25 protein-coding genes and 1 tRNA gene are annotated in these 24,619 nt (G+C 73.4%); 12 read left to right on the forward strand and 14 right to left on the reverse strand.

All coding sequences use genetic code 11. The features are described 5' to 3' along the window. Nucleotides 1–52 precede the first annotated feature (52 nt). The 4 genes from AMIR_RS01115 to AMIR_RS01130 all read left to right on the forward strand — a co-directional run bounded on the left by AMIR_RS01115 (nucleotide 53) and on the right by AMIR_RS01130 (nucleotide 4,213). A complete protein-coding gene (locus AMIR_RS01115) occupies nucleotides 53–1,318 on the forward strand; it encodes an aspartate kinase (protein WP_012782851.1) in 1,266 nt (421 codons plus the stop codon). After that, the gene (locus AMIR_RS01120; RefSeq protein WP_012782852.1) at nucleotides 1,315–2,382 is read left to right on the forward strand and encodes an aspartate-semialdehyde dehydrogenase; all 1,068 of its coding nucleotides are present in this window, start codon (nucleotides 1,315–1,317) and stop codon (nucleotides 2,380–2,382) included. Before AMIR_RS01115 ends, AMIR_RS01120 begins: the two co-directional genes overlap by 4 nt. A gap of 3 nt (nucleotides 2,383–2,385) precedes the next feature. Then, entirely contained in the window at nucleotides 2,386–3,816 is a 1,431-nt protein-coding gene (locus AMIR_RS01125) for a gluconokinase (RefSeq protein ID WP_012782853.1), read from the forward strand. A gap of 193 nt (nucleotides 3,817–4,009) precedes the next feature. Beyond that, a complete protein-coding gene (locus AMIR_RS01130) occupies nucleotides 4,010–4,213 on the forward strand; it encodes a cold-shock protein (RefSeq protein ID WP_012782854.1) in 204 nt (67 codons plus the stop codon). A gap of 102 nt (nucleotides 4,214–4,315) precedes the next feature. On the opposite strand, the gene AMIR_RS01135 is transcribed toward AMIR_RS01130, so the two are convergent. Then, entirely contained in the window at nucleotides 4,316–5,494 is a 1,179-nt protein-coding gene (locus AMIR_RS01135) for an MFS transporter (protein WP_012782855.1), read from the reverse strand. 152 nt (nucleotides 5,495–5,646) lie between these two features. Here AMIR_RS01135 and AMIR_RS01140 point away from each other — a divergent pair, with 152 nt between their 5' ends. The 3 genes from AMIR_RS01140 (at nucleotide 5,647) to AMIR_RS01150 (ending at nucleotide 8,221) form a co-directional block, all read left to right on the forward strand. After that, on the forward strand, nucleotides 5,647–7,101 hold the full coding sequence (locus AMIR_RS01140) for a catalase (protein ID WP_012782856.1): 1,455 nt from the start codon (nucleotides 5,647–5,649) through the stop codon (nucleotides 7,099–7,101). Nucleotides 7,102–7,289: 188 nt separating this feature from the next. After that, nucleotides 7,290–7,712: an organic hydroperoxide resistance protein gene (locus AMIR_RS01145; RefSeq protein ID WP_012782857.1), complete on the forward strand. Its 423-nt coding sequence runs from the start codon at nucleotides 7,290–7,292 to the stop codon at nucleotides 7,710–7,712. A gap of 32 nt (nucleotides 7,713–7,744) precedes the next feature. Then, nucleotides 7,745–8,221: a Dps family protein gene (locus AMIR_RS01150; protein WP_012782858.1), complete on the forward strand. Its 477-nt coding sequence runs from the start codon at nucleotides 7,745–7,747 to the stop codon at nucleotides 8,219–8,221. A gap of 73 nt (nucleotides 8,222–8,294) precedes the next feature. Here AMIR_RS01150 and AMIR_RS01155 read toward each other — a convergent pair whose 3' ends face one another. Further along, nucleotides 8,295–8,861: an NADPH-dependent FMN reductase gene (locus AMIR_RS01155; protein WP_012782859.1), complete on the reverse strand. Its 567-nt coding sequence runs from the start codon at nucleotides 8,859–8,861 to the stop codon at nucleotides 8,295–8,297. Nucleotides 8,862–8,940: 79 nt separating this feature from the next. On the opposite strand from AMIR_RS01155, the gene AMIR_RS01160 reads away from it, so the two are divergent. Continuing rightward, on the forward strand, nucleotides 8,941–9,993 hold the full coding sequence (locus AMIR_RS01160) for an alpha/beta hydrolase (protein ID WP_012782860.1): 1,053 nt from the start codon (nucleotides 8,941–8,943) through the stop codon (nucleotides 9,991–9,993). Between the two features lie 99 nt (nucleotides 9,994–10,092). On the opposite strand, the gene AMIR_RS01165 is transcribed toward AMIR_RS01160, so the two are convergent. The 8 genes from AMIR_RS01165 to AMIR_RS01200 all read right to left on the reverse strand — a co-directional run bounded on the left by AMIR_RS01165 (nucleotide 10,093) and on the right by AMIR_RS01200 (nucleotide 17,001). Beyond that, nucleotides 10,093–11,907: a S9 family peptidase gene (locus tag AMIR_RS01165; protein ID WP_012782861.1), complete on the reverse strand. Its 1,815-nt coding sequence runs from the start codon at nucleotides 11,905–11,907 to the stop codon at nucleotides 10,093–10,095. Then, nucleotides 11,904–12,734 carry a class I SAM-dependent methyltransferase gene (locus tag AMIR_RS01170; RefSeq protein ID WP_012782862.1) on the reverse strand — a complete coding sequence of 277 codons (831 nt, stop codon included), beginning with the start codon at nucleotides 12,732–12,734 and terminating at the stop codon, nucleotides 11,904–11,906. The genes AMIR_RS01165 and AMIR_RS01170 overlap by 4 nt, the downstream gene beginning before the upstream one ends. 260 nt (nucleotides 12,735–12,994) lie before the next feature. Next, nucleotides 12,995–13,471 (reverse strand): hypothetical protein, encoded by a 477-nt coding sequence (locus AMIR_RS01175; protein ID WP_012782863.1) that lies wholly within the window; start codon nucleotides 13,469–13,471, stop codon nucleotides 12,995–12,997. Nucleotides 13,472–13,616: 145 nt separating this feature from the next. Then, nucleotides 13,617–14,210: a putative T7SS-secreted protein gene (locus AMIR_RS35220; protein WP_049796718.1), complete on the reverse strand. Its 594-nt coding sequence runs from the start codon at nucleotides 14,208–14,210 to the stop codon at nucleotides 13,617–13,619. A 6-nt stretch (nucleotides 14,211–14,216) separates the two neighbouring features. Further along, entirely contained in the window at nucleotides 14,217–14,507 is a 291-nt protein-coding gene (locus tag AMIR_RS01185) for a hypothetical protein (protein ID WP_143760609.1), read from the reverse strand. Between the two features lie 26 nt (nucleotides 14,508–14,533). After that, complete coding sequence (locus AMIR_RS01190; protein WP_041836506.1) at nucleotides 14,534–15,391, reverse strand: hypothetical protein; 858 nt, start codon at nucleotides 15,389–15,391, stop codon at nucleotides 14,534–14,536. A 552-nt stretch (nucleotides 15,392–15,943) separates the two neighbouring features. Beyond that, nucleotides 15,944–16,020, reverse strand: a tRNA-Pro gene (locus AMIR_RS01195). Between the two features lie 21 nt (nucleotides 16,021–16,041). Further along, entirely contained in the window at nucleotides 16,042–17,001 is a 960-nt protein-coding gene (locus AMIR_RS01200; protein WP_012782865.1) for a metallophosphoesterase, read from the reverse strand. A gap of 63 nt (nucleotides 17,002–17,064) precedes the next feature. On the opposite strand from AMIR_RS01200, the gene AMIR_RS01205 reads away from it, so the two are divergent. Beyond that, nucleotides 17,065–17,532, forward strand: coding sequence for a GatB/YqeY domain-containing protein (locus tag AMIR_RS01205; protein WP_012782866.1), 468 nt, complete (start codon nucleotides 17,065–17,067; stop codon nucleotides 17,530–17,532). A 105-nt stretch (nucleotides 17,533–17,637) separates the two neighbouring features. Here AMIR_RS01205 and AMIR_RS01210 read toward each other — a convergent pair whose 3' ends face one another. Further along, the gene (locus AMIR_RS01210) at nucleotides 17,638–20,130 is read right to left on the reverse strand and encodes a transglycosylase domain-containing protein (RefSeq protein ID WP_012782867.1); all 2,493 of its coding nucleotides are present in this window, start codon (nucleotides 20,128–20,130) and stop codon (nucleotides 17,638–17,640) included. Nucleotides 20,131–20,383: 253 nt separating this feature from the next. On the opposite strand from AMIR_RS01210, the gene AMIR_RS01215 reads away from it, so the two are divergent. After that, on the forward strand, nucleotides 20,384–20,677 hold the full coding sequence (locus AMIR_RS01215) for a WhiB family transcriptional regulator (protein ID WP_012782868.1): 294 nt from the start codon (nucleotides 20,384–20,386) through the stop codon (nucleotides 20,675–20,677). A 25-nt stretch (nucleotides 20,678–20,702) separates the two neighbouring features. Here the strand turns inward: AMIR_RS01215 and bagB are convergent, their stop codons facing one another. The 3 genes from bagB to AMIR_RS01230 form a co-directional block, all read right to left on the reverse strand. Further along, nucleotides 20,703–21,827: an ATPase BagB gene (gene bagB, locus AMIR_RS01220; RefSeq protein ID WP_012782869.1), complete on the reverse strand. Its 1,125-nt coding sequence runs from the start codon at nucleotides 21,825–21,827 to the stop codon at nucleotides 20,703–20,705. Then, nucleotides 21,824–22,816: an ATPase BagA gene (gene bagA / locus AMIR_RS01225; protein WP_012782870.1), complete on the reverse strand. Its 993-nt coding sequence runs from the start codon at nucleotides 22,814–22,816 to the stop codon at nucleotides 21,824–21,826. The genes bagB and bagA overlap by 4 nt, the downstream gene beginning before the upstream one ends. A 363-nt stretch (nucleotides 22,817–23,179) precedes the next feature. Continuing rightward, a complete protein-coding gene (locus AMIR_RS01230; protein WP_012782871.1) occupies nucleotides 23,180–23,449 on the reverse strand; it encodes a hypothetical protein in 270 nt (89 codons plus the stop codon). A gap of 558 nt (nucleotides 23,450–24,007) precedes the next feature. Between AMIR_RS01230 and sp36 the strand changes: the two genes are divergently transcribed. Both sp36 and AMIR_RS01235 read left to right on the forward strand, forming a co-directional pair. Next, nucleotides 24,008–24,163, forward strand: coding sequence for a Sp36 family protein (sp36, locus tag AMIR_RS38020; RefSeq protein WP_012782872.1), 156 nt, complete (start codon nucleotides 24,008–24,010; stop codon nucleotides 24,161–24,163). After that, a complete protein-coding gene (locus AMIR_RS01235; RefSeq protein WP_012782873.1) occupies nucleotides 24,160–24,618 on the forward strand; it encodes a RidA family protein in 459 nt (152 codons plus the stop codon). The genes sp36 and AMIR_RS01235 overlap by 4 nt, the downstream gene beginning before the upstream one ends. The last annotated feature ends 1 nt before the right edge of the window (nucleotide 24,619 follow it).

Raw genomic sequence — 24,619 nt, forward strand, 5'->3', positions numbered from 1 at the left:
CCGGGTAGTCTGCCGTGCGAACAGGGGTTTCCTGACCTGGGAGGAGAACGCGGTGGCGCTCGTCGTCCAGAAGTACGGCGGTTCCTCGGTGGAGAGCGCCGAGCGGATCAAACGGGTGGCCGAGCGGATCGTCGCGACGCGCAAAGCGGGCAACGACGTCGTCGTGGCGGTCTCCGCGATGGGCGACTCGACCGACGAGCTGCTCGACCTCGCCCACCAGGTCGCCCCGGTGCCGCCGGGCCGCGAGCTCGACATGCTGCTCACCGCGGGCGAGCGCATCTCGATGTCCCTGCTGGCCATGGCGATCAGCTCCCTCGGCGCGTCCGCCCGGTCCTACACCGGCTCGCAGGCGGGCGTGATCACCACCGAGGTGCACGGCAAGGCGCGCATCATCGACGTGACGCCCAGCCGCATCCAGGACGCGCTCGCCGAGGGCCACATCGCGATCGTCGCGGGCTTCCAGGGCGTCAGCCAGGGCACCAAGGAGATCACCACGCTCGGCCGGGGCGGCACGGACACCACCGCCGTCGCGCTGGCCGCCGCCCTCAAGGCGGACGTGTGCGAGATCTACACCGACGTGGACGGCGTCTTCACCGCCGACCCGCGCATCGTGCCCAACGCCAAGCGGCTGGAGAGCATCTCCTACGAGGAGATGCTGGAGATGGCCGCCTGCGGCGCCAAGGTGCTGATGCTGCGCTGCGTCGAGTACGCCCGCCGCTACAACGTGCCCGTGCACGTCCGCTCCTCGTTCAGCAACAAGCCGGGGACCACGGTCTCCGGATCAGTGGAGGACCTTCCCGTGGAACAGGCGATGATCACCGGCGTCGCGCACGACCGGTCCGAGGCCAAGGTCACGGTCACGGCGGTGCCCGACCACCCCGGCGTGGCCGCGCGGATCTTCCGCGTCGTCGCCGAGGCCGAGATCGACATCGACATGGTCGTGCAGAACGTCTCGCAGGCCGTCAGCGGTCGCACCGACGTGACGTTCACGCTGCCCAAGGACGACGGCCCCCGCGCGGTGGCCGCCCTGGAGAAGGCGCGCGGCGAGATCGGCTTCGAGAAGGTCATCTACGACGACCACGTGGGCAAGGTGTCGCTGATCGGCGCGGGGATGCGCTCGCACCCCGGCGTCACGGCCACCTTCTGCGAGGCGCTGGCCAGCGCGGGCGTGAACATCGAGATCATCTCCACCTCGGAGATCCGCATCTCGGTCATCTGCAGGGACACCCAGCTCGACGACGCCGTGCGCGCGCTGCACGACGTGTTCGAGCTCGGTGGCGACGAGGAGGCTGTCGTGTACGGGGGTAGCGGTCGATGAGCGGCGGTCCGGTACTGGCACTGGTCGGCGCCACCGGCGCGGTCGGCACGGTGATGATCTCGATCATCAACAACCGGGAGACCGTGCCGTGGGGTGAGATCCGGCTGATCGCCTCCGCGCGCTCGGCGGGCAAGAAGATCCACGTGCGCGGCGAGGACCTCACCGTCGTCGAGCTGACCCCCGAGGCGTTCGACGGCGTCGACGTCGCCATGTTCGACGTGCCCGACGAGGTGTCCGCGCGGTGGGCGCCGATCGCCGCCGCGCGCGGCGCGGTCGCCGTCGACAACTCCGGCGCGTTCCGCATGGACGACGAGGTGCCCCTGGTGGTGCCCGAGGTCAACGCGGACCGGATCGGCGACCGTCCCAAGGGGATCATCGCCAACCCCAACTGCACGACGCTGTCGATGATGGCCGCGATCGGCGCGCTGCACCGCGAGTTCGGGCTGCGCGAGCTGGTCGTCGCCTCCTACCAGGCCGCGTCCGGCGGCGGGCAGGCCGCGATCGACCGGCTCCGCGCCGAGGTCGAGGCCGTCTCCGGCAAGCAGGTCGGCGAGCGCGCGGGCGACGTGCGCGAGGCGCTCGACGCGGCGGGCCTGCCGGTGTCCGACTCGCCGTTCCCCGCGCCGCTGGCGCTGAACGTGGTGCCGTGGGCCGGGTCCCTCAAGGACGACGGGTGGACCAGCGAGGAGCTGAAGGTCCGCAACGAGTCCCGCAAGATCCTCGGCATCCCGGACCTGAAGGTCTCGGCGACCTGCGTGCGGGTGCCCGTGGTGACCACGCACTCGCTGGCCGTCCACGCCGTGTTCGAGCGGCCGGTGACCGTCGGGCAGGCGCACAAGATCTTCGAGGAGCAGCCGTCGGTCGTCCTGGTGGACGAGCCGGAGGCCCAGCGCTTCCCGACGCCCGCCGACGTCGTGGGCGGCGACCCGACCTACGTCGGCCGGGTCCGCCAGGCGCTGGACTTCCCGAACGCGCTCGACTTCTTCGTGTGCGGGGACAACCTGCGCAAGGGCGCCGCCCTCAACACCTACGAGATCGCCGAGGAACTGGCGGGCAGGCTGTAGGCGGTGCGCGACGAGGGGGTTGTGCTCGCGGTCGACCTGGGGACGACCGCGACCAAGGTGGTCGCGGTCGACCTCCGCGCACGGGTGCTGCGCTCGACCGAGCGCGGGTACCCGATGCGGACCACGCCGTCCGGGGAGGCCACCCAGGACCCGGACGAGGTGCTCGCCGCCGCGCTGGCGGCGGTGTCCGAGGTGGCGCTGGCCTGTCCCGAGGGCGTGCGCGCGCTGGTGCTGACCGGCGCGCTGCACACGCTGCTCGGGCTCGACGAGTCCGGCAGACCGGTGACCCCGTCCCTCAGCTGGGCGGACCGGCGCGCGGTCGAGCAGGTGGCGCGGCTGCGGGCCGGGGACGGCGTCGCGCTGCACCGGGCCACCGGCACGCCCGTGCACACCATGTCGCCGCTGGTGAAGCTGCGCTGGTTCGCCGACCACCGGGTCGAGGCGCACCGGTGGTGCGGGCTGAAGGACTACGTCTTCGCCCACCTGACCGGGGTGCTCGCGACCGAGCACTCGTCCGGGTCGGCGACCGGGCTCATGGACCTGCGGGCGCTCGACTGGCACCCGGAGGCGCTCGCGCACGCGCGGGTGCGCGCCGACCAGCTCCCCGAGCTGCACGCGCCCACCGACTCGTTCCCGCTGCGCGCGGCCGTCGACGGGGTCGCCCCCGGCACGCCGGTCGTGCTCGGCGGCGGTGACGGGCCGCTGGCCAACCTGGGCGTCGGCGCGATCGTGCCCGGTGTGGCGGCGCTGTCGCTGGGCACCAGCGGGGCGCTGCGCGTGGTGAGCCCCGAACCCGCCGTGGACGAGCGCGGCCGGGTGTTCTGCTACGCCATCGGCGACGGGCTGTGGACGGTCGGCGGGGCGGTCAGCAACGGCGGCGTGGTCGCCTCGTGGGCGGCCGAGTCGTTCGGCGCCGACGTGGTGGAGCTGCTCGACGAGGCCGCGCGCGTGCCGGTCGGCGCGTCCGGGGTGACGGCGCTGCCGTACCTGCTGGGCGAGCGGGCCCCCTGGTGGGACGCTGACGCGACGTCGGCCGTGGTCGGGCTCCGCCGCGAGCACGGGCGCGCCGAGCTGACCAGGGCCCTCGTGGAGGGCGTGGCGCAGCAGCTGGCGCTGGTGCTGGACGCGGTGCGGTCGGTCGCCGAGGTGCGCCTGGTGCGGGCCACCGGCGGCGCGCTGCGGCACGAGCTGTGGGCGTCGGTGCTGTGCGCCGCGCTGGACGTCCCACTCGAGATCACGGAGGACACCGGAGGTTCGGCCGTGGGCGCCGCGCTGCTGGCGTGGCGCTCGCTCGGCGGGCTGGACTCGCTGGCGGGCACCGCTGACCTGGTCTTTCCGGAGCGGCGGTACGAACCGGACCCGGTCGCGGCGGCGCATTACGCGGCGGCGAGACCGGGCGTGGAGCGGTTGTACGAAGCTCTTCGGGAGCTTTGAGCGTGGCGCGGGCGCGCCAAGCGGGCGGTTCTGCTTTAGGCTCAGCCCGCAACCACGATCGGGGGAAGCCCGCGCGGGTCGCGTCGTGTCGCCGAGCGACACGCGGCAGCCCTGTGCAGGATCGCGCCCGCGCCCCGGAGTGTTCGGCCGGTGTGGTGGTTGTTCGACATGTTTCACGGCAGAGGAGAAGGCAGTGGCAACTGGCAAGGTGAAGTGGTTCAACGCCGAGAAGGGCTTCGGTTTCATCGAGCAGGACGGCGGTGGGCCGGACGTGTTCGTGCACTTCACCGCAATCAACGCCTCCGGCTACCGGTCCCTGGAGGAGAACCAGGCCGTCACGTTCGAGGTGACCCAGGGTCCCAAGGGGCCGCAGGCTGAGAACGTCCAGCCCGCCTGATCGAGCCGCGCAGGGTGGCCCCGCTTCCGGCGGAGGCCACCCTCGGGTGGTCGGGCCTCCGGTGGATCGGTGTCCGGTGGCCTGGCCGCCGGTGGTCCGGGCTCAGCCCGCGACCACCGGCTCCGGCGTCCGTCCCCGGACGCCCAGCAGCACCACGAGCCCGGCGATCGCCAGCGAGCCCAGCGCCGCCACCGCGAACCCGGCCGACGGCCCCACGCCGTCGATCGCCCAGCCCGCCACCGGCTGGCCGAGGGCGGACCCCAGCGTGAACGCCGCGCCCTGCAGGCCCAGCGCCGTGCCGCGCGCCCCCTCCGGGGCCATCGTCGTGATCGCCTCGCCGGTCGCCGTCAGCGTCGGCGCGCACAGGAAGCTCGACAGCGCCAGCGCGGGCCCCAGCAGCCACGGTGAGCCCCCCGCGAGCACCAGCGGCAGGGTGAGGACCCCCATCCCGGCCATGAGCGCCCAGACCGGCACAGGGCGCTCGAACCCGCCGTACCAGAACCCGCCGACCAGGGACGCCGCGCACATCACCACGATCGCGGCCCCGGTCCACTCGGTCAGGCCCTGGGCGCGCATCTGCGCCACCGTCGCCAGCTCGACCCCGGTCAGCAGGAACGTCGCGCCGCCCGCGCTGATCAGCACCCCGACCAGCCGCCGGTCCAGCCACCCGCGCGGGGCCTGCCCGCCGGGCGCGGCGCCACCGGCCCGCAGCGGCGGGTCCACCACCCACAGCAGCAGCCCGGACAGCACCACGGCCGTGCCGATCACCCACATCGCGGGCCGCCCGGTCCAGTGCGTGCCCAGGAACACGCCGAGCGCCGGGCCCGCCATGAACGCCAGCTCCACCGCCATCGAGTCCAGCGCCAGCGCGGTGCGCCTGCCGCTCTCCGGCACCAGCGCGGTCAGCGCCTGCCTGCCCAGGCTCATCACCGGCAGCGCGGCCAGCGAGGACAGGAACGCGGTCACCAGCAGCGCCGGGTAGGACAGCAGCGGCGCGGTGAGCCAGAACAGGGCCTCCACCACGATCGACACGCCGACCACCGCGCGCAGCCCGCGCCGGTCCAGCATCCGCCCCAGCAGCGGCGACCCGATCGCGCTGCCCGCCGTGGCCGCCATGCCGACCAGGCCGGCGGCGGCGTAGCCGTGGTCGAGGGCGAGCAGCACGTGCATGGTCAACGTCATGCCGACGCCGGTGATCGGGATCCGCGCCAGCAGCACGACCAGCATGGTCGGGACGACCTGGGGGGTGCGCAGCACGGACCGGTAGGCGTTCAGGCTCACCGGGACATCCTCGCTCTCACGCGCAACATCTTTACCTGCTCACTTTCTTGACTTGTTCCAGAAAAGGGCGTTGGGTGGGTTGCGCCCACCACGCGGGCGGGAACCCAGGGGGACCGGACCGACCGACGAGCGCCAGAGGAGCGACGAGCACCGTGACCGACGCACGTCCCACCACCAACAACGCGGGAATCCCGATCGCCAGCGACGACCACTCGCTGACCCTCGGCCCCAACGGGCCGATCCTGCTCCAGGACCACTACCTCATCGAGAAGAACGCCCAGTTCAACCGGGAACGCGTCCCCGAACGGGTGGTTCACGCCAAGGGCGGCGGCGCCTTCGGCCACTTCACCACCACGGCCGACGTCTCCCGCTACACCAAGGCGGCCCTGTTCCAGCCCGGCGTGAGGACCGAGGCGCTGCTGCGCTTCTCCACCGTCGCGGGCGAGCTGGGCTCCCCGGACACCTGGCGCGACCCCCGCGGCTTCGCGCTCAAGCTCTACACCAGCCAGGGCAACTACGACCTGGTCGGCAACAACACCCCGGTGTTCTTCCTGCGCGACCCGATCAAGTTCCCCGACTTCATCCGCTCCCAGAAGCGCCGCGTCGACACCGGCCGCCGCGACCACGACATGCAGTGGGACTTCTGGACCCTCCAGCCCGAGACCGCCCACCAGGTCACCTGGCTCATGGGCGACCGGGGCATCCCGCGCACCTGGCGCCACCAGAACGGGTACGGCTCGCACACCTACCTGTGGGAGAACGCCGAGGGCGAGCGGCACTGGGTGAAGTACCACTTCAAGACCGACCAGGGCATCGAGACGCTCACCGCCGACGAGGCCGCCCGGATCGCGGGCGAGGACGCCGACGCGCACCGCGCCGACCTGTGGCACGCCGTCGAGCGCGGCGAGTTCCCCTCGTGGACGCTGCACGTGCAGGTCATGCCGTACGAGGACGCCGCCGGTTACCGGTTCAACCCGTTCGACCTCACCAAGGTGTGGCCGCAGGGCGACTACCCGCTCATCGAGGTCGGCAAGCTGGTGCTGGACCGCAACCCGTCCGACCACTTCGCCGAGATCGAGCAGGCCGCGTTCGAGCCCACCAACCTGGTGCCCGGCATCGGGGCCTCCCCGGACAAGATGCTGCTCGGCCGGATCTTCGCCTACCCCGACGCGCACCGGTACCGCATCGGCGCGAACTACGCGCAGCTGCCGGTGAACCGGCCCAAGTCGCGGGTGGACTCGTACGCCAAGGACGGCGCGATGCGCTACGGCAACGCCAGCGACCCGGTGTACGCGCCCAACTCCTACGGCGGCCCGCACGCCTCGGCGGCGGTCGGGTCCGAGGCCACCACCTCCTACGGCGTCGAGGACGCCGTCGTGCGCTCCGCGTACCGGCTGCACCCCGAGGACGACGACTGGGGCCAGGCGGGCACGCTCGTGCGCGAGGTCATGGACGACGCCCAGCGCGACCGGCTGGTCGAGACCGTGGTCGCGCACGCGGGCAACGGGGTGTCCGAGCCCGTGCTGCGCCGCGTCTTCGAGTACTGGCGCAACATCGACAAGGGAGTCGGCGACCGGATCGCCGCGGCCTTCGACGGCAGGTCCTGATCGGACCGCGCCGGACCGGATCGGGCGGTGGCGCGGGTCTCACCCCGGTTGATCCAGTCCGGCGCGGGTACTCACCCGCTGCGGAGAGTGAGCTGGCGCACGACCGGGTAAGAACGTGTGGCCGGCGGCGTTGACGCCATTGCGGGACAACGAGATCCCGCCGCCACCGGCTCTAAGGAGACTCGACCATGAACGTGCTGTACACCGCCGAGGCGATCGCAGTGGGCGACGGGCGCAACGGCGAGGTCCGGTCCTCCGACGGCGTGATCGACGAGCAGCTCGCCATGCCGAAGGAGCTCGGCGGCCCCGGCGGCGACAAGACCAACCCCGAGCAGCTGTTCGCGGCGGGCTACGCGGCCTGCTTCCACAGCGCGCTCAAGCGGGTCGCGGGCCAGGCCAAGGCGGACATCACCGACTCCACGGTCACCGCCAAGGTCGGCATCGGCCCCAACGACCAGGGCGGCTTCGGCCTGACCGTCGAGCTCGCCGTGCACATCCCCGGCGCCGACGAGGCCGCGGCCCACAAGCTCGTCGAGACCGCCCACCAGGTCTGCCCGTACTCCAACGCGACCCGAGGCAACATCGAGGTGGCTCTCACCACCACCGTGTGACGCGCCACCGTGTGAAGGAGGAGCTGGACGCCATGAGCAAGTCCCCGATCACCAGTCCGCTGTCGGACGAGGCCAAGGACGCGGTCGGCCACGTCCTGCAGGCCACCCTCGTGGACCTGGTCGACCTGTCCCTGGTCGCCAAGCAGGCGCACTGGAACGTGGTCGGCAAGAACTTCCGCAGCGTGCACCTCCAGCTCGACGAGCTGGTGACCACCGCGCGGACCTACGCCGACCAGGTGGCCGAGCGCGCCGCCGCCCTGGGCGTCACGCCCAACGGCAAGGCGAGGACCGTGGCGGAGTCCTCCGGGGTGCCGGAGTTCCCGGACGGCTGGCTCAAGGAGGACGACGTCGTCAAGGCCGTCGTCACCACCCTCGCCGCCCTCATCGGGCGGATGCGCGAGCGCATCGACGAGACCGACAAGCCGGACCCGGTCACCCAGGACCTGCTGATCGAGATCACCAAGCAGTTCGAAGAGGCCCACTGGATGTGGCAGGCCCAGCAGGCCTGACGCTCCCAGCACGCGGAAGGGCCGCCCTCGTGCGAGGGCGGCCCTTCCGCGTGCTCCCGGCGGTTCTCCGAAGTCACCACCGCTTCGCGCGGCTCGCGGCGAACTCGCCCACCTGCCTGCCGACCGTGCGCAGCTGCTCGGCCACCTCGGCGCTGGAGCACTCGCCCGCCTCGTCGAACTTCACCTCGCGGGTGTTCACCGACGCCCCCAGCGGGGTCGGCCAGCCGCGCAGGGCGTGCACGATCGAGCGCAGCGAGGTCAGCGTCGTCACCGAGGCCTGCCAGCCCATCGCGGTCGCCACGCAGCCCACCGCCCTGCCGTCCAGGTAGGGGCGCTCGTCCCCGCGCAGGTCCTCCACGTAGTCCAGGGCGTTCTTGACCAGCCCGGACACCGTCCCGTGGTAGCCGGGCGACACCAGCACCACGCCGTCCGCGACGCGCAGCGCCTCCACCAGCCTGCGGGCGGCCTCCGGGCGGGTCGGCTCGGTCGGGTCGTAGAACGGCAGCACCAGGTCCGGGCCGGACACCTCCACGATCCGCGCGCCGGTCTCCGCCGCGCCGGACAGGACCAGGCGCAGCGCGCGCTCGGACGAGGAGTTGGCGCGGAGCGAACCGCCGATGCCCACCACGGTGACCGTCATGCGCCCGATCCTGCCACCTCCAGTTAGGTCGAGGTCCAACCTCTCGCCCCACGACCTACCCGCAGGTAGCGTCGGTCACATGTCGAAGCTCGCCGACAGGGTCCCCACCGGAGTGCTGGCCGCGGGCCTGCGCGCCGCGTTCGCCCTGCCCGCCCCGGTCCGCCGACTCCTCACCGGACCGCCCCGCGTGGTCCACGGCCAAACCCTCCACCCGGACACCCAGCTGCTGCTGCGTATGCAGGAGCTGTCCGGCACGGGCTGGTCCACCTCGTCCCCGGCCACCAGCCGCGCCTCGCTCCGCCGCACCACGGCCCTCGTCGAGGGCCCTGGGCCGCACCGGGTCGTCACCAGGCAGGTGCTGGTCGACGAGCACCTCAAGGCCAGGCACTACACCCCGCAGGGGCTGCCCGAGGGCTCCCCGCTGCTGGTGTTCCTGCACGGCGGCGGCTGGGTCAGCGGCGACCTGGAGACCCACGACGACCTGTGCCGCCACCTCGCGGTGGGCGCGGGCGTGCGCGTGCTGGCGGTCGACTACCGGCTCGCCCCCGAGCACCGGTTCCCCGCAGCCGCCGACGACGCCGACGCCGCCTACCGGTACGCCGTCGCCAACGCCGAGGAGCTCGGCGCCGACCCCGACCGCATCGCGCTCGGCGGCGACAGCGCGGGCGGCAACCTCGCCGCCTCGGCCGCGCTCAGCGCCGCCGACGCCGACCACCGGCCCGCGTTCCTGCTGCTGCTCTACCCCTCGCTCGACGCCACCGCCACCGGCGGCTCCCGCGACCTGTTCGCGCGCGGCTTCTTCCTCACCCGGCCCAAGATGGACTGGTTCATGGGCAACTACGCCCCCGACCCGTCCACCCACCACGACCCGAGGCTCTCGCCGCTGCTCGCCCCGGACCTGTCCGTCCTGCCGCCGACCTACGTGGCCACGGCGGGGCTCGACCCGCTGCGCGACGAGGGCGAGGCGTTCGCGGCCAGGCTCGCGGAGAGCGGCGTGCCGGTCGTGCTGCGCAGGCACGACGGGCTGATCCACGGCTTCGCCAACGTGCTCGGCGTCGGCACGGCCGGGCGGGAGGCCGTCGCCGAGGCGATCGGCGCGCTGCGCACCGGGCTCGCGCTGCGGCGGGCGTGAGGGGGTGCCGCACACCTGGCGCCGCGCGACTGGCGCTGAAACGCGGAACGGGCCTGCGGCCGGTGAGGCCGCAGGCCCGTACCCGCGTCAGCCGTTCGGTCAGCCCAGCCTGCGCCGCACGAAGTCGACCTCGGCGGCGGTCTGCGCGATCGTCTCCGCCACCACCAGCGACCCGTGCCCGGCGTCGTACCGGTACACCTCGTACTCCGAGCCCCGCGCCGCGAGCCGGTCCAGGTAGTTGTCGATCTGCCGGATCGGGCACCTCGGGTCGTTCTCGCCCGCCAGCACCAGCACCGGCGCGCGCACCTCGTCCACGTAGGTCAGCGGCGAGCACAGCCGGTACCGCTCCGGCACCTCCTGCGGCGACCCGCCGAACAGCGCCCGGTCGAACGCCCGCAGCGGCTCCATCTCGTCCTCGTACGCCGCCAGGTAGTCCGCCACCGGCACGCCCGCGACCCCGGCCGCCCAGCGCTCCGGCTGCGTCCCCAGCGCCAGCAGCGACAGGTACCCGCCCCACGAGGCGCCGTTGACCACGCACCTGGCCGGGTCCGCGAAGCCCTCGCGCACGGCCCAGTCGTGCACCGCGGCGACGTCCTCCAGCTCGGTCAGCCCCGGCCTGCCCTCGATGGCGTCCCGCCACGCCGAGCCGTACCCGGTGGAGCCCCGGTAGTTCACGTGCACCACCGCGAACCCGGCGTCCAGCCACACCGCCCGGTACGCCGAGAACCGGTCCTCGTCCGCCGCGTGCGGCCCGCCGTGCAGGCTGAACACCGTCGGCAGCGGGCCGTCCGGCGCGCCCTCCGGCCTGGCGACCAGGGCGTGCACGTCGCCGACGAACACGTCGCGCAGCTCGGCCGACGGCGGCGGCCGGTGACCTGCGGGCGAGAGCAGCACCCGGTCCTCGCCGGACGCGGTCAGCACCCGCACCACGCCGGGGCGCGCGGCCGACGACCACGAGTACTCCACGTCGCCGTCCGGCCGCACCCCGACCGAGCCCACCGAGCCGTGCGGGGTCTCCAGCGCGGTCAGCGCGCCGGTCGCCAGGTCGTAGCGGTGCAGCGTGTTGCGCGCCCGGAAGGTGTGCACCACCAGCAGCGCGTCCGCCTCCGGGTACCAGTCGGCGGAGATCTCGCCGGGCAGGTCCACCACGACCTCGGTCTCGGCGTCCGCGGCCACGTCCCAGACCAGCAGCTCCTCGCGGCCCCGGCGCTCGTGCATCACCAGCAGCCGGTTGTCGCCGCGCACCGGGCTGAACGCGATCGCGTCCAGGCCCTTGCCGGGGCCGTCCCACTTCTCCGCCGCGGTCTCGCCCGAGGTGGTCAGCACGCGCAGCGCGGTGTGCCGGTTGTCGCCGTGCTCGGAGTGCGCGATCGCGACCAGCGTCTCGTCCTTGGACAGCGCGCCGAGCCCCGCGTCGTTCGCGTGCCGGTAGAGCACCTCGGCGGGGCCGCCCGCGCGCGAGAGGTAGACGGTGGTGCCGTCGTCGGTGGACGCGCCGATGACCACGACCTCGTCGCCGATGCCCAGGCCCGCCGGGTAGGCGGCCGGGACGTCCGGCACCGCGGGCTCGGCCTTGTCACCCGTCGCGGTGAACGGCTCGGTCACCCACACGCCGAACTCGTCGCCGTCCGTGTCGGAGAACCACCAGATCCGCTCGCCGTCCGGGGTGAGCGCGGCGTGCGAGGTGCCGTTGGGGCGGTCGGTGACCTTGCGGTGCTCGTCGGACGCCCGGTCCCAGGCGTAGACCTCCCACACGCCGCTGGAGTTCGACAGGTACAGGTTCCGGTCCGGCGCGTCCTCCGCCCACTGGGGCAGGCTCACCCTGGGCGCGGTGAAGCGGTCCCGCCAGCGGGCCTCCGCCTCGGGGTCGGGGAACAGCGGGTCCGGGACTGGAGCTGTCGGGTGCGTCGTCACACCCCCGATCCTGCCGGCTTGGTCGCGGTGACCAGGTGGTAGTCCAGCAGCCCCCGCTCGGCGGCGACCAACCAGTTGCGGTCCCACCGCTCGGGCGCGGGCCCCAGCTCCAGCCAGCGGTCCAGGCCGCGCCACACGTGCTCGCCCACGCTCGTGGCCGCCACGTCGCCGAACCCGGCCTCGCGCAACCGGTCAAGGAAGCCCCCGATCGGGTGGGGCAGGTCGAGGCCGCGGGCGAACGTGGCCAGCAGCCGGGACAGCTCGGGCGCCGCGGAGGCGTCGGCGGCGAAGAACGTGGCGACGGCCAACCGACCGCCGGGGGAGAGCACGCGGGCCGCCTCGCGGGCGAACGCGCCGAGGTCGTCGAAGTGCTGCGCGGCCTCCACCGACAGCAGGCGCTCGAACTCGCCGTCCCCGAACGGCAGCGCCCCCGCCGACCCGACCGCGAACTCCCCCTCGGGCGCCGCCAGGCGGGCCCGCCCGACCTGCTCGGGCTCCTGGTCGACCCCGGCGCACCGGGAGGGCGCCCGGAGCAGCACCCGCAGCGCGCCCACCCCCTGCCCGCACCCGATCTCCAGGGTGCTGCGGCCGGTGGGGGAGAGGGCGTCGAGCACGAGGTCGTAGAGGGCGGCCTGGGAGGCGACGCGGTCCTCGGCGGACAGCGGGCCGTGGAGGGGGATGCCCCGCCAGAAGCCGAAGTTGATGAAGCCGCCCCCGAACACGGGGAGCCCGGCGAGCTCGCCGGTGGCGTAGGCGCGGCGCAGCTCGGCGCGGTGGTCGGCGCGGTGGTCGGGGGCAGGGGCCTGGGGCGGGGTCGCGGGGTCCACGGCCGCACTGTGCGCGGCCGACGACGACGCGGGAAGCCGTTCCCCCCGTCCACCACCCCTTCGGGGCAGGAAGGACTTCGGGGAGACGCCGGGTGGGCTGCGGGGCGCGGCGGCGGCGCGTGATCCGGGCGGGCGCGCGGTCCGGGGGCTGGGGCGGCGGCCGACTTCCCCGGCCGCCGTCCAGGAGCCCGGTGGCCGTCTCGATCAGCGTGAGGCGGCCACCGGGGTGGTCTTGGGGGTTTTCGGCGTTGCCGGGGCGTTCAGCGGCCGTTCCGGCCTGCCGTTCGGTGGGGGCGCCTGGTTCGGCCCGGCCTGCGGCGGGAGGTGGGGGTGGTGCGGCGGGTGGTCGGCTTGTGGTGGGCGTCCGACGGGGTTCGTGGGCCGGGGAGGGTGGCCGGCCCGGTTCCCGGTCGGGGGAGTTCCTCGGCGAAGATGCGGTCCGCCGTCCTCCCCGCCCTGCGCAGCGCGCGGACCGCCGCGGCGCCGAGCAGCAGCAGCGCCCCGGTCGCCGCCCCGAAGACCGGGGAGGTCAGGTCCGCCGCCAGGGACGCCGCGCCCACCACGGCCAGCGCGAGGACGACGCTCCCCAGACCCGCGGTCGCGGACGCCCGCGGTGGCGCTTCGGGGACCGGGGCCGGGGGGACCGGAACTGCGGGGACCGGAACTGCGGGGACCGGGGGTTCGGAGGTCGGGTCGCGGTGCTCGGCGTGCGGGCCTGACTGTGCGGCGGTGCTCATTGCTACTCCTCGCAGGAGCGGGTGCGGTTGTGCGACGCGCGTGTCTCGTTTTTCGCTCCGACCCGTCCCGCTGTTACGCAGAGTCAGTTCAATATTAAAGATTCACCCTAAAGAGGGTACTGTGTGTAACCGGGTGAAGATCCGTTCACGGAAGCCCGGCGAACGCCGCCACCAGCGCCCTGTTCAGCTCCCGGAGCCTCCGCTCGTACGTCGGGCCGTCGCCGAGGTCCGGTCGCACCACAGGAGCACTCCTGCCCTCGGGCGTGCGCGGCGCGGTGATCGGAGCAACCCCTGGCCGGGCGAAGACCCCGCCCAGGTCACCCATCCGGCGCATCGCGGCCCGCACCGCCGCCGCTGCCTCGTCACCGGCCAGCTCCAGCTGCCGCCGCCACCGGTCCACCCGCTCCTCGGCGACCGCCTCGGCCTCGGGCCCCCGCCCCCGCGCCTCCTCGACCGCCCACCGCGCCCTCGGCTGGAGCTCCAGCAGCACCGCCCGGTACCCCTCGACCGCCCGCGCAGCCCTGGTGAACTCCTCCGCCGCGCGCAGGCACCGCGCCCGCAGCCGCCCGCGCGCCCCGTCGTACCCCTCCCGCGCCCGACCGCTCCACTCGTCGGCCCGCGCCCGCGACACCGCCCCCGCGACCTCGTCCAGCGCGCCCGCGACGTGCCGCAACCGCACGACCTCGTTCTCCAGCACCGCCGCGCTGCCCGCGATCGGCTCCCCCTCGTCCGACGGCACGCGCGGCTACCCGTGCTCGTCGGAGCGCCTCGCCGCCTCGGCGTCCGCCTCCGCGTAGGCCGCCGCGGTCTCGTCCAACCGCCGCGCGAACTCCGAGGCGTCCGCCGCGAGCGCGGCGATCCCGACCCGCGCGGCGTCGTCGAACCCGGCCAGCGCCGCACCCAGCCCCTCGTGCCCGAGCCTGACCGGGTCCGCCCGGTACCTGAGCGCCGGGCTCCCCACCAGTCCGGCCACCTCCGCGCGCACCGATCCCGCCGCGCCGCGCAGTTCACGAGTGTCCACCGCGAAACCGCTCATTCGACGGACTGTAGCGGCAGGGGAAGTTATCCGGCGCGGTTTTCACCGGGTGAACGCCGAATCGGGAGCAGTTCCCAGACCTGTTCCGGGAGAAGGGTGAATGTTCTCCCCAGGTTTCCCTCGGGATCGGCCACCGGATTCACCGCGAGCCCCGTTCCCGGATGCCGCGCGGTGAGTTCCGCGGCGAGTTTCGGACCCGTGCTGGTGAACGCGAACCCGTCGAACGCCGGGTTCGCCAGCAGGTACTCCCGCAGCCGGGCGCGCGTGCTGAACACCGGCATCCACGCCCCGTGCCCCCCGGCGTCCAGCACGACCGGGCGCCCCTCCCGGTCCCGCAGCCCGTGCAGCGGTTCCTCGCGCGCGAACCGCAGCGCCTGCTCCAGCGGGGGGACCGGTTCGCGGAAGCGCCCGATCCGCTCGTCAGCCCCGTCGTCCGGCGGGTCGCCCGCCACCGCGCGCCGCTCCGCGTCCAGCCGGGCCAGCACGTCCGCGGGCGGCACCGGCGCAGGTCCAGCCCTCAGCGACGCGATCAGCGCGGGCTGCGCCTCGTCGCCGAACCGGCGCTCCAGGGTGCGCTGCGACAGGTCCAGCCCTTCGCGCAGCCGCCGCTTGCGCCCGGTCAGGTTCAGCTCCCACCAGGCCGGGTCCAGCGAGGTGTTGAACCACCCCCGCGCCACGGCCGCCACCACCGGGTCCAGCCCGGCGAACACCCGCTCCAGCTGGAGCACCGCCTTCGCCCTGACCCGGTCCGGCGAGTCGGAACCGCCGACGCCCCACAGCGCCCGCAGCTCCGGCCCCAGCGCCCGGTCCAGCCCCGTCCGCCGCACCCCGGTCGACTTGTGCAGCGAGCACGCCCGGTCGATCGCGCGCTTGACCTGGTCCACGCGCGACAGATTAGGCACCCGACCTGGCGATTCGCCAAGGACTCGCCGCGCCCCCGCTTTTCGCCACGGATTCGCCAACCGGGCCGGTTGGCGAGAGCGTGGCGAGGCGGGAAATCGAGTGGCTGGAAAGGGTGCGGTGCGAATACCTTCGAAGGCGTCGGAAACACCACTGGGGAACCGAGGGGGGAAAGACCATGGGGGAGCGCACGGCTCGCAACCGCGACATGGCGTAGGACTCGCGGCCGGGCGGTGGGACCACCGCCCGGCGAAGGGCGTCCGGAACGCGGGGGGAACGCGGCGGAGGGGGAAGCGGGGGCCGCCGCGCCGTTCCGGAGGAGGTCGGGGCCCGTCCGGGGGGACGGGCCCCGACCGCTTTTCCGGGTTCGCCGGTGAAACGGGTTCCACGAACGCGGGGTCGTCGTCGAACGCGCGCGGACATCGCCGTCGTGATGAGACGAAGGTCACGTCAAGAATGGCCGGGATCGCGCGAGGGAAAACGGGCCCGGAAAGCAGAACGGGCCGGGAGCTTCGTGAGAAGCTCCCGGCCCGTTCTGGTCGGGGTGACAGGATTTGAACCTGCGACCTCTTCGTCCCGAACGAAGCGCGCTACCAAACTGCGCCACACCCCGGTGGGTCGAACGAGGTGAACTCTACCGCACGTTCCCACGAACTCGGAAATCGGTATCCCTCTTCGCTTCGTCGTCGCTCTGACCAGCGTCGACGTCGCGGGGGACGAGGGTGAGCAGGCTGGCCTCCGGCGGGCAGGCGAAGCGGACCGGCGCGTAGGGCGAGGTTCCGAGGCCCGCGGAGACGTTCAACCACATGTGCGCGCCCCACCGGGACACGCCGCGGGCCCGGCCGCGGTCGAGGTCGCAGTTGGTCACGAGCGCCCCGTAGCCGGGGACGCGCAGCTGCCCGCCGTGCGTGTGGCCCGCGAGCACCAGGTCGTAGCCGTCGGCGGCGAACGGGTCCAGCACCCTCGGCTCCGGCGAGTGCGTGACGCCCAGCCGCAGCGCGGCCTTGCCGGGCGCGCCCGCGATCTCGGAGTACCGGTCGCGCTTGAGGTGCGGGTCGTCCAGGCCGGCGGCGACGATCCGCTGACCGCCCGCCTCGAACGAGGTCCGCACGTGGGTCAGGTCGATCCAGCCGCGCTCCACCATGGCGGCGCGCAGGTCGCGCCACGGCAGGTCGAGCCCGTGGATGCGCTTGGTCTTCGCGGACGGCAGCAGGTAGCGCGCCGGGTTCTTCGGGCGCGGCGCGTAGTAGTCGTTGCTGCCGAACACGAACACGCCGGGGAAGTCCAGCAGCGGGCCGAGCGCGCGGATGACGCCGGGGACGGCCTGCGGGTGCGCGAGGTTGTCGCCGGTGTTGACGACGAGATCGGGCTCCAGCTCGGCGAGCCCGGCGACCCAGCGCTGCTTCGAGGTCTGGTTCGGGGTCATGTGCAGGTCCGAGAAGTGCAGCACCTTCAGGGGCGTCGAACCGGGTGCCAGCACCGGGATCGTGGCGCGCCGCAGTGTCCAGTGCCTGCGCTCGATGCCCGCCGCGTAGGCGAGGGCCGCGGTTCCGAGTGCGGTCGTGGCGAGCAGGGATCGGCCGAACGTGTTCACCTCCCCGAGGGTAGGCGGTCAAATGATTCGGGGCTCGACGCGGTGCCCGGTAGGTTTGCCCGCATGGCACAGCTCAAGGCGCGGTTGCAGTCCGATCTGACCGGCGCCATGAAGAACAGGGAGTCGGTCACGGCGGGCGCGCTGCGGATGGCGCTGACCGCGGTGACCAACGAGGAGGTCTCGGGCAAGACGGCGCGCGAGCTCACCGACGACGAGGTCCTCAAGGTCCTCGGCCGCGAGGTGAAGAAGCGCCGCGAGGCCGCCGAGGCCTTCGCGAACGCGGGCCGGGACGAGAAGGCCGAGCTGGAGCGCCAGGAGCTGGCGATCCTGGAGGCCTACCTCCCGAAGCAGCTCGACGACGCCGAGCTGGCCGCGCTCGTCGACGAGGCGGTCGCCGAACTGGCGCAGGGCGGCGAGCAGCCGGGCCTGAAGCAGATGGGCCTCGTCATGAAGGCGGCCAACGCGAAGGTCGCCGGTCGCGCCGAGGGCGGCCGGGTCGCCGCCGCCGTGAAGGCCCGCCTGAACGCCTGAGCGCCCCGCGGGGACCGGGATTCCCGCCCCGGAAGCGGAAGAGCGGCGTCGCGAGGATCTCGCGGCGCCGCTCTTCCCGTCGGTCGGCCTGACCCGGTCAGCGGGTCAGCGGGTCGGTCTGGTCGGCCTGGTCGGTCCGCCCGGCTGACCCGGCGTTCCCGGTGTCCCCCCGCCCGGTTGACCGCCGGGCTGGGTCGGCTGGGTGGGCTGCTCCGGCTGCCCCTGGGTGGGCGGCTGCTGCGTCGGCTGCTGGGTCGGCGCGGGCGGCGGCACGTAGCCGGTGCTCACCAGCAGCGTGATCAGCGTGCCCTGCAGGGCGCTGCCGCGCGGCGTCTGGCTCACCACGGTCCCCTTGGCCTGCGCGGAGTTCCGGCTCTGCTGGGCCACCTTGTACCCGGCCTCCTGGAGCACCCTGGTGGCGTCGTTGACGCTCTTGCCCACCACGTCGGGCACCCGGATCTCGTCGCCGCCCTTGAGGTAGCGCGGCTCCACCTTCGGCAGCTGCTGCACCGGCAGGCCCTCGTGGATCTGCGACATGGTGTCGAACCAGGTCCGCGCGGGCACCGTGCCGCCGTAGATGTTGCCGTTCGCGCACAGCCTCGGCTTGCCGGTCACGCAGATCGGCTGCGGGTTGGGACCGTCGTTGTAGGTCTGCACCGCGCCCGCGTAGTCGGGCGTGGCCCCGATGAACGCCGCCGACTTGTACTCCTCGGTCGTGCCGGTCTTGCCCAGCATCGGCCGGGTCCACTTGACGCCGCGCGCCGCCGCGGCCGCCGTGCCCCCGTTCTGGTCGTCCTTGGACATGCCCACCGCGAGCCCGTTGGCGAGCTGCTCGTTGACCACCTGCTCGCACGGGGCCTCGTTGACCGGGACGGCCTGCCCGTCGCGGTCCAGCACCTCGGCCACCGGCGACGGCGGGCACCAGGTGCCGCCGCTGATGATGGTCGCCGCCACGTTGGCCAGCTCCAGCGTGCTCGCCGACGCCGGGCCGAGCGTGAACGAGGCGTTCCCGCCGTCCTGCTTGTAGAACTCGCTCTGCGACACCCGCAGCTCGCGCTGCTTGGACCTGGGGTCCGGCGGCGTTCCGGAGATGTTGGTGGCCATCGTCTCGCGCATCCCCAGCCGCGAGGCCATGTCCACCACCGGCTCCATCCCGAGCCGTTCCTCCAGGATGACGAACCCGGTGTTCGGCGAGGTCTGCAACGCCTGCTGGAGCGGCATCTGCGAGGAGTACGTGGCGGAGTCGTTGCCGAGGCAGTACCAGCGGGTGTTCGGCTCGCCGGTGCTGCGGCAGCGGTTCCCGCCGCCCTTGAACACGCGCGACTCGTAGAACGTCGGGGTGGGGATGACGTTCTCGATCCCCATGCCCTTCTCCAGCGCGGCGGCGGCGGTGAAGACCTTGTAGATCGACCCCGCGCCGAACTTGTTCTCCACCCCGCTCGGCAGGTCGAACTGGGTCTGGAACTGGTCGGCCTTGAGCCCGTAGTCGCGGTTCGCGACCAGCGCGACGACCTCGTGGCTCTCCTTGCCCGGCCGCACGACCGCCATCGTGTTGGCGATCCCGCTGGTGTCCTTGGCGACCTGCCCCTCGGCCGCGCGCTTGGCCTTCTGGGTGATGTCGCGGTCGAGCGTGGTGCGCACCGTGTAGCCGCCGATCTTCAGCTGCTCGATGCTGAAGCCGTTGCGCTCCAGGTACTCCACGACGTACGAGCAGAAGAACCCGTTCTCCGGACCGGCGCCGACGCAGCCGTTGGGCGGGGTGCGCACCGGCTCGGCCAGGCCCAGCGGCTCGCGCTTGGCCTCGAAGGCCGCGTCGCGCGAGAGCTTGTCGTTCTCGACCATCTTGTCGATCACCTGGTTGCGCCGTTCCAGCGCCTTCTCCGGGAACACCTCGGGATCGAGCGCGGACGGGCTGTTGACCATCCCGGCCAGCATCGCGGACTGCGCGACGGTCAACTTGTCCGCGGTGGTGCTGAAGTAGGCCTGCGAGGCGGCGGCGATGCCGTAGATCGTCGAACCGAACGGGACGACGTTCAAGTAGCGGGCGAGGATTTCCTCCTTGCCCAGTTTCCGCTCCAGTTGCAACGAGATGCGCGCCTCGCGCATTTTGCGCGCGATCGTCTGTTCTTGCGCCTTCTGCTGTTCGACCTTGTTGTTCCGTGCGACGACGTGGACAAGATAATTTTTCACGTACTGCTGGGTGAGTGTGGAGGCTCCCTGGGTGACCGATCCGCTGAACTGGTTGGTCAGCGCGGCGCGCGTCGTGCCCTTCCAGTCCACGCCCTGGTGCTCGTAGAACCGGCGGTCCTCGACCGAGACGAGGGCCGCCTTCATCGTGGGGGAGATGTCCTCCGGGGGGACCAGCACCCGGTACTGGTCGTACAGGTACGCGATCGGCGCGCCGTCCCGGTCCGTGATCGTCGTGATCAGCGGTGGGTCGGTCGTCACCAGGTCCGAGGAGATGCTGTCGACGGTGTCGCTCGCCTGGTTCGAGACCACGCCCAGCGCGCCGACGGCGGGGAACAACGCGCCCGCCAGCAGGACGCCCGCCAGCACGCACAGGCCGAGCAGTTTCAGCACGCTGTTCCTGACTCGCACGTGGATCAGCGTAGCCGGGACCGGAACGAGTGATCAGGCTCAAGTAACACCATTACCCGGGATGAGTACTCGTACTCAAGACAGGTAACAGGTGCGCATCCCAGGGTTGGAGGTGGAACCGGAACGCTCTACAGTCCGTCAACGTCCAGGGACAGCAGCCAACGGCGGGCCACTCGGTGGCGAGCCTACGGCATCCGCGGCAGGGGTGTGGCGGATTTCGAACCGGACACTGTGTGAACCAGAGGTGGGGGATATGCAGCAGCAGGGGGATTGGCGGATCAAGGCGGCGTGTCGTGATGGAGAGCCCGATCAGCTCTTCGTCCGGGGGGCCGAACAGCGCAAGGTGAAGGTCGTGTGCCTGGGCTGCCCGGTGCGCACCGAGTGCCTCGCCGAAGCGCTGGACAACCGGATCGAGTTCGGCGTGTGGGGCGGGATGACCGAGCGCGAGCGCAGGGCGCTGCTGAAGCGGCGACCGGACGTGACGTCGTGGCTCGAACTGCTCGACTCCGCGCGCACGGACCACTACGAGGAGTCGGCAGCGGGCTGATCGCGCCGCGCCGACCAGGGGTTTCCTACTCGCCCGCCAGCCGGCGGCCGATCTCGCGCAGACCGTCCAGGTCGTGCACGTCGGTTGGCAGGGCGGGAACCCCGACCAGGGGAACACCGGGGTGCGCACGGGTGAACCGCGCCAGCAGCCGCTTCTCGCGGTCCGCGACGGCGACCCGGTCCGAGTGCACCCGGAGGACGGCGGAGGCCAGCGACGGCCCGCCCACCCGCTCCTCCAGCCGGTCCGCGGCGGCCTCGGCTCCCGCCGGGGCCAGACCGGCCAGCACCGGGTGGGTCCGGTTCGCCACCAGCCCGGCCAGCGGCATCTCCTCGGCGGAGAGCCGCTCCACGAAGTAGCTGGCCTCCCGCAGCGCGTCCGGTTCGGCCGCCGCGACCACCAGGAACTCCGTCCCCGGTGAGCGCAGCAGCTCGTAGGTCGCCTGGGCGCGCTGCCGGAAGCCGCCGAACATGCTGTCGAACGCTTGCACGAACGTGGACGCGTCCTGGAGCAGCTGGCCGCCGACGATCGTCGACACGGCCTTCGTGAACAGGGTGAACCCGGTCCCGACGATCTTCATGATGCCCCGGCCGCCCGCGCGCGCGGGCGCCGACAGCATCTTGATCAGCTTGCCGTCGAGCACCGTCGACAGCCGCTGCGGCGCGTCCAGGAAGTCCAGCGCCGACCGGCTCGGCGGGGTGTCCACCACCACCAGGTCCCACTCGTCGCGCGCCACGAGCTGGCCCAGCTTCTCCATCGCCATGTACTCCTGCGTGCCGGAGAACGAGGTGGAGATCGTCTGGTAGAAGGGGTTGGCCAGGATCTGCTGGGCCCGCTCCCGGCCCGCGTGCGCCAGCACCATGTCGTCGAACGTGCGGCGCATGTCCAGCATCATCGCGTGCAGCTCGCCCTCGGGCTCGAAGCCCTCGACGACCACCGGCCTCGGCGAGTTGTCCAGCTCGCGCAACCCCAGCGACTGGGCCAGCCTGCGCGCCGGGTCGATGGTGAGCACCACCGCGCGCCTGCCGCGCTCGGCGGCCCGCAGCGCCAGCGCCGCCGCCGTGGTGGTCTTGCCCACGCCGCCGGACCCGCAGCACACCAGCACCCTGGTCGCCGGGTCGTCCAGCAGCGCGTCCACGTCCAGCCTGTTCACCGCACCCCCCGCTCGACCAGCGACTCGGCCAGCTCGTAGAGGGCGGCCACGTCCACGCCCCCGGTCAGCTCGGGCAGCTCCAGCGTCGGCAGGTCCGCCTCCGCGAGCTTGTCCTTCGCGCGCGCCTCGGCCAGCACCCGCTGCGCGTGGTCGGCGGTCTGCTCGGCCAGCCCGTCCAGGTCCTCGTCGGGCACGACCAGCCCGGCCTCCGCGAACCCCTCCCGCAGCTCGGCCGGGTCGATCCCGCCCTCGGCGGCCTTGAGCACCGCGTCCGGGGGCAGCCGGTGCGGGCGCGCCCGGTTCACGAACACCGCGCCCGGTCGCAGGTCAGCGCCGTCCAGCTCGGCCACCGCGTCCAGCGTCTCGCGCACCGGCATCTCCTCCAGCAGCGACACCAGGTGCACGGCGGTGTCGCCGGAGTGCAGCAGCGCGACCACGCCCTCGCTCTGCCCCTTGATCGGCCCGACCTTCGCCAGGTCGGCCATCGCGCGGGTCACGTCAAGGAACCGCACCACCCGGCCGGTCGGCGGCGCGTCCAGCACCACGGCGTCGTACTCGTGGCGGCCGGACTTGCCGACCCGGCGCACGCACTCCTTGACCTTGCCGGTGAGCAGCACGTCCCGCAGGCCCGGCGCGAGCGTGGTGGCGAACTCGATCGCGCCCATCCGGCGCAGCGTCCGCCCGGCGAAGCCCAGGTTGTAGAACATGGCCAGGTACTCCAGCAGCGCGGCCTCGGGGTCCACCGCGAGCGCCCGCACCTCCCCGCCGCCCGGCGCGGACGCGATCCGCTCCTCGGAGTAGGGCAGCGGCGGGCGGTCGAACAGCTGGGCGAGGCCCTGGCGGTTCTCCACCTCGACGAGCAGCACCCGGCGACCCCCGGTCGCCAGCGCCAGCGCGAGCGCCGCGGCGACGGTGGTCTTCCCGGTCCCGCCCTTGCCGGTCACGACGTGCAGCCGCGCGCGGGAGAGTTCGTCGGTCCAGCCGGTCACCGGATCAGCCTATGCGCGGTCCCCGCCACTCCGCCGGGCGGTGCGCGATCACCGATCGAGATCACTCCCGTGATCGTCCGCCCCGGACCGGTCGGCCTGCGGCGATCGGTCGGGTGCGGGTCGGGCCGGTCGGCGGGGGCGGATCGGCGGGCGGTCGGGCGGTGGCCGGGCCGGTCGGCGGCGATCGGTGGGGCGGTGGCCGGGCCGGTCGGCGGGGGCTGGTCGGGCGGTGACCGGGTTGGTCGGCGGCGGCCGATCGGCACTCGGCCGGCGACGGCCCGCGGTCGGCCCGTGGTCGGCCGGCGACGGCCCATGATCGGCCTGCGGTCGGCCCGTGGTCGGCTGGGGGTCGGCCTTCGGCGCTCAGTCGGCGGTGGTCAGGAAGACGATCGCCAGCGCGGTCGCGGCGACCAGCGCCCAGGCCACCGTGGACGGGAGCCAGAGCGCGATCAGCAGCGCGACGGCCGCCACCGCGACCAGCCCGACCAGCGCCGCGCGCAGCACCTGCGCGTGCTTGGCGTCCCGCTCCGAGCGCCGTCTGACGCGATCGCGCACCTGCGCCATGCCGACCAGCACCAGCACCAGCCCGCCGACGATGAAGGCGCCGGTGGCCACGACCCGCCAGGTCTCCACACCGATCAAGGTAGCCCGGCGCGCGGGGGCTGCGGAACGGCGGAAGGGGCACGTGACCCGGACGGTCGGGCAGCGCCGAGGGCGCGCGCGTCCGACCGGGGGAGCCGGGGTCCGCCATTCCGGACAGCCATGTCGTCCCCCGGACGGGCGTCCCGCGTTCGCGCCAACCGCACGCCCGCAGCGGGATTCGGTCACCACCGGTGCCCGACCTGCGGGCGGTGCGCGCGGATCGGTGGGCGCGACGCGCGACCCGGCAGCCGTTGCGAGAGCAAAACGAAGATCGTTCGGGAAGCCGCTGCGGACCCCGGAGCCGATCACCGCGCCACCGCCCCGCCCACCCGGCGGCGCGCGGTCCGCGATCACCCGGACGGCAAAGCCCCAGCGCAACCCGCGCGTCACCGGCCCGCCCCCGCGCCGCGCCGCCGCGCGGACGATCAGCGGACCGCCCGCTGACGCCCGCGCGCCCGCCCGCTGCTCCACCCGCCGCACCCCGCTCCACCCGCCGCCGACCCCCGGTCTCGGGCGCGCCGGGACCGCCGCGGCGGCTAGGCTCCCGTCATGCAGAAGTGGGAGTACGCCACAGTTCCCCTGTTGACCCACGCCACCAAGCAGATCCTTGACCAGTGGGGCGAGGACGGCTGGGAGCTGGTCAGCGTGCTGACGGGCCCGACCGGCGAGCAGCACGTCGCCTACCTGAAGCGGCCCAAGTCGTGACCTGGACCGACCGCCTCGCCGAGCTGGGCGTCGAGCTGCCGGAGGTGGCCGCCCCGGTGGCCGCCTACGTGCCCGCCGTGCGCACCGGCTCGCTCGTGTTCACCTCCGGCCAGCTGCCGTTCGTCGGCGGCGCCCTCGCCGCCACCGGCAAGGTCGGCGCCGAGGTGAGCCCCGAGGAGGCCAAGGCCCACGCCCGGACCTGCGCGCTCAACGCGCTCGCCGCCGTGCACGCCCTCGTCGGCGTCGACTCGGTGGCCCGCGTCGTCAAGGTGGTCGGCTTCGTCGCCTCCGCCGACGGCTTCACCGGGCAGCCCGCCGTCGTCAACGGCGCCTCCGAGTTCCTCGGCGAGGTCTTCGGCGACGCGGGCGCGCACGCCAGGTCCGCGGTCGGGGTGGCCGAGCTGCCGCTGGGCGCCCCCGTCGAGGTCGAGCTGGTCGTCGAGATCCGGGAGTGAG

The organism is Actinosynnema mirum DSM 43827 (assembly GCF_000023245.1).
Lineage (GTDB): Bacteria > Actinomycetota > Actinomycetes > Mycobacteriales > Pseudonocardiaceae > Actinosynnema > Actinosynnema mirum.

Bases quoted from the DNA above. Each gene is read 5' to 3' on its own strand.
- AMIR_RS01120 (WP_012782852.1), top strand. From the start codon at position 1,315: ATGAGCGGCGGTCCGGTACTGGCACTGGTCGGCGCCACCGGCGCGGTC.
- AMIR_RS01145 (WP_012782857.1), top strand. From the start codon at position 7,290: ATGAACGTGCTGTACACCGCCGAGGCGATCGCAGTGGGCGACGGGCGC.
- AMIR_RS01150 (WP_012782858.1), top strand. From the start codon at position 7,745: ATGAGCAAGTCCCCGATCACCAGTCCGCTGTCGGACGAGGCCAAGGAC.
- AMIR_RS01155 (WP_012782859.1), bottom strand. From the start codon at position 8,861: ATGACGGTCACCGTGGTGGGCATCGGCGGTTCGCTCCGCGCCAACTCC.
- AMIR_RS01160 (WP_012782860.1), top strand. From the start codon at position 8,941: ATGTCGAAGCTCGCCGACAGGGTCCCCACCGGAGTGCTGGCCGCGGGC.
- AMIR_RS01175 (WP_012782863.1), bottom strand. From the start codon at position 13,471: ATGAGCACCGCCGCACAGTCAGGCCCGCACGCCGAGCACCGCGACCCG.
- AMIR_RS01185 (WP_143760609.1), bottom strand. From the start codon at position 14,507: ATGAGCGGTTTCGCGGTGGACACTCGTGAACTGCGCGGCGCGGCGGGA.
- AMIR_RS01205 (WP_012782866.1), top strand. From the start codon at position 17,065: ATGGCACAGCTCAAGGCGCGGTTGCAGTCCGATCTGACCGGCGCCATG.
- AMIR_RS01215 (WP_012782868.1), top strand. From the start codon at position 20,384: ATGCAGCAGCAGGGGGATTGGCGGATCAAGGCGGCGTGTCGTGATGGA.
- sp36 (WP_012782872.1), top strand. From the start codon at position 24,008: ATGCAGAAGTGGGAGTACGCCACAGTTCCCCTGTTGACCCACGCCACC.